We start from the raw sequence: 3,827 nt of genomic DNA on the forward strand, positions 1-3,827 counted from the left end.
AACACCTGCGAGTGCGATTTGTGTTGGCTGAACGCCATATTGATCATAGGCGGTAAAGGTCTGCGTCCGTGTCTTTCCTGCGCCAAAGTTCTCTGTAATCGAATAGAGCTGGTTATTGGTGTACTCATATGTCCGTTCGATTGATTGGCTCTTGTGATTGTTGATTAAATTGGCAGGGAACGAGTTGATCCCCGTTTCCTTTCGGAGCAAATATTGATTGTTGTACTCGAATGTCGTATTCGAATAATACGGATCGCCTGAGGCGGAGGTTGATTGCGTTCTGGCTGCCTTCAATACAGAGAAGGTCCGGAAGCCCCATGGATTTACCCCTTCTGCATCATATGTCCATGTACTTACAATCCCGTCCGGTGCAATCTGCTTGGTTAGCTGTCCGAAATCGTTATATTCCAAATACGTCTCTTGAGCGTAATTGTTGATCTTCGCCGCATACCGTGAGCGATTGGAAAGGTTCGGGTCTTTTAAGTAGGAATTGTAAACCTCCAGATCGCTCACTGCCGATGTCGGTTCCAGGAAAACATATTGATACGTCGGCTTTGTGTTCCGGCCGGAATAGGCATAGGTCGTGTACGTAGTTGGATTGTACTCCACCCGATACTTCGCGCCAGATACATTCGTACCGCCTTTGCTCACGCCTGTTGTCTTAACGCTTCGCAGCAACGTATTTCCGTCTTGATTGACCTTGTAAACGGAATTCTTCGTGTAACGAGAAGCCTCTGATTCTGTGACCTGGATGGTATCCCCATGGCGTTCCGCAAAATTCTTCAATCGAGGCAGTTGTTCCTTTGGTACCTTCCATATCTCGCGGAGGTTGTCGTTATTGGCATAGCTCTTTTCCAGCTTATACGTATTGGTTCCTTTTGGCGTTTTCTGCGTATAGCTATACGATACTTTATTGACTGGATGATAGGCTACATAGCTTAGTGCATACTTGTCTTGAAAAATCCGTACGAGACCGTCATTGAACGTCGTTTGACCTAGTTGATAGGGACGATATTCGTAATTGATTTTTAATCCTTGCAACGGATAGGAAACTTCTTGCATGAGCAAGTAATCGATTTCCTTACGTTTCTTTGTATCCGATTCCCAATACTTTGCTGAATCTTGAAGGCTTTGATCAGTAGGGAGCTTATCCAGCGTGTATTCTTTGTTTAAATTGAAATAAGCAATACCCTTGGTAGTAGGATTATGATACGAATAATTTGCTACTGTATAAGAACCGCTTCCACTCCCTGCTGTCGGCAAGACTTCTACACGGACGAGCTGAAAGTAACCGTTCAATGCGAGCTTTCGTTCAAAGTGGTAGCGAATGTGCTTGAGCACGGTAGTCTCTGTTTTGTCTTTATAGACAATCAAGTCTTGCGTGGTGTCGTTTTGCTTTCGTTTTAGCACCACATAGCGGCCGACACTGTCTTCGATGCTGACTGGCTCTCCATCGCTATTCAGGTTGTACTTGATCGTGTCCCCATAAATATTGGATTTGACGACCGTTCCCAGCTTTACATCGAATTCATACTTCAGATTACGGTAATGCAGCGTGTACTTCCGATTCACGTCATCCGTGATGAACATGATGTCTTTATATGGATAATTCACAAACTTGTTGAACCGGTATTCTAAAGATGTCCCGTCCTCTAAGCTAATGTAATAACGATTCGCCGTTGGGCTCTTGTCTACCTTGGTGGAGTAAATTTGCTGGCCTGGATTATAGGGGTCGTCCCTTACCGTGGCTGCCTGCTCACGCGTGACGATATCCAGTCTCGGCATATTAAAATCCCAGCCGGTTGCAAATTTCTCATTGGCCTTCAGGGCTTCATTCTTGTCTAGATCATCGTCCCAGCTTGGTGCACTGATTTTACTGCTCAGGGAGTGGTATCTGCGTTTTATATCCAGATCCAGTCCATGCTTTCCTGATAAGTAGAGATCTTGCTCGACCAGGTTCGCAGAGCGATATACATCATCTACGGCTTGCTCTGTTTTTGAACGAGCAAAGCGAAACTCCTGATCTTTTTCTGTGTAGAGAACTTCTGGAGGAGTTGTATTCACTGCTTGAATGTCGAGTGTTTCTTCCAGGCTCTTGAGTTCATTTACTTTCGATGCTACAAGGGGTGTAAGGCGATTTAAGAGGGCCTTATTTTCCTGACTGAAATGATCGAATTGAGAAATGAGCTGGTCACTGGAAAAAGCTTTGACTTCTGCTTGTTCTTCAGTTGAAAGCAGCTGCAATAGATCTGAGTAGAAATAGGCAGCGTATTTTAGTAAGGTTCGGTCGAATGTTTGGTGGATTTCGATTGCTGTGTTAACATCCAGCTGGGTCCATGTTAGTGAAGCGATGTCCTCTGCGTTATATGATGCGGGATTTTTTGCTTCTCTTTTTTCTGGTAGAGCGGTGAGATTTTGCTCTGCGATGGATTGCTGGATTTCATTTATTGTCTCGTTTGGAGTTGATGATTCTATATTTTGAGTATTTGATAAGTCTTGGATTGACGGTTCATTTGCCAGGGTACTCACTGGTGGTATGAGCGTCGTTAATAGGGAAAGACATAATATAAAGATCAGGGTAGATTTTGTCGACAGGAGTTTCATATTGCCTCCTTGCAAGATTATTACTCCCCCTTGGAGAGACGGGGGGAGTGGTTAAACCATGTGGTGATTATGGAGTTGTTGTAATTTTTATTGGTTTATTACTATGTGTAGTTGTACCATTTCCTACTTGACCATTATAATTGTATCCCCAGGCATATACTGTTCCGTCACTCTTTAACGCTAAACTATGTTGTGCACTAGGTCCACTTGAAATTTCCTTAATTTCTGTTAATTCCGGGACATTTACAGGAACAATTTGTCTTTCATTATTACCATTACCAATTTGTCCTGCGTTCCCATTTCCCCACGCATACACGTTGCCATTTACATCAAGAGCCAAGCTATGATCATATCCTGCTGCAACAGAAACAATATTTGAAAGTCCGTTTGTTTTTGTTGGAGAATGAGTCATTACTGTATTGTTAATGCCTAATTGACCATTAGAGTTCGCCCCCCATGCCCATACAGTTCCGTCCTTTTTAACAGCAAGATTGTGACCGTCCCCAGCAGCAATCGCTCTTACGTCTGTAAGTCTGTCTACTTTGAATGGGATATTTTTTGATCCATTCCCAGCAATATTTCCCCACATCCACACCGTTCCATCTTTCTTAAGGGCTAGTCCATGGTGGTTTCCAGCAGCAATCTCTGTAACATCTGTAAGACCAACTGCTTGTACCGGTGTATTGCTATCTGTGTTTGTGCCATTACCTAGTGCACCGTAAGTATTATATCCCCATGTCCATACTGTTCCATCAGCTTTTAAAGCTATACTATGGTTCGATCCTGCAGCAATACGTGAAATGTTTGTAATGCCTTTAACTTGGACAGGAACATTTTTTTGAACAGTTGTACCATCTCCCAATTGACCGTTAGAATTTGAACCCCATGCCCAAACTGTACCATCGCTCTTCAAGATGAGAGAGTGCTGAAATCCTGCTGCACTACTCACTGCATTAGACGCTGCCAAAGTACTCTCTTTTGATAAAAAAAGAACTGCAAGCATCACTAAAAAAATATTCCATAGATTTTTTTTCATTTAGGCTCACTCCATTTTATTGTCATTCGTTAATACAGGAACTGTGCTGTTTTGCAGACTATTATTTCCTAGCTGTCCTTTCTCATTTTGACCCCATGCCCATACATTTCCGTCTTCTTTCACCATCAATGTATGTGCTGCACCTGCGGACAAGCGTTTGGCTTTCATTTCGATCTCTTTGACTTCA

1 protein-coding gene and 2 pseudogenes are annotated in these 3,827 nt (G+C 43.1%); all 3 read right to left on the reverse strand.

The genetic code is table 11. From position 1 onward, the window contains the following. Positions 1-2,604: pseudogene (locus HP401_RS29305) on the reverse strand (RHS repeat domain-containing protein); the annotation flags it as partial. Positions 2,605-2,671: 67 nt separating this feature from the next. Beyond that, positions 2,672-3,640, reverse strand: a complete 969-nt coding sequence (locus HP401_RS29310) for an RCC1 domain-containing protein (RefSeq protein WP_064200708.1) — start codon at positions 3,638-3,640, stop codon at positions 2,672-2,674. A gap of 6 nt (positions 3,641-3,646) precedes the next feature. Then, positions 3,647-3,827: pseudogene (locus HP401_RS29315) on the reverse strand (hypothetical protein); the annotation flags it as partial.

The organism is Brevibacillus sp. HB2.2 (genome assembly GCF_013284275.1).
In the GTDB taxonomy this organism is placed as follows: domain Bacteria; phylum Bacillota; class Bacilli; order Brevibacillales; family Brevibacillaceae; genus Brevibacillus; species Brevibacillus brevis_D.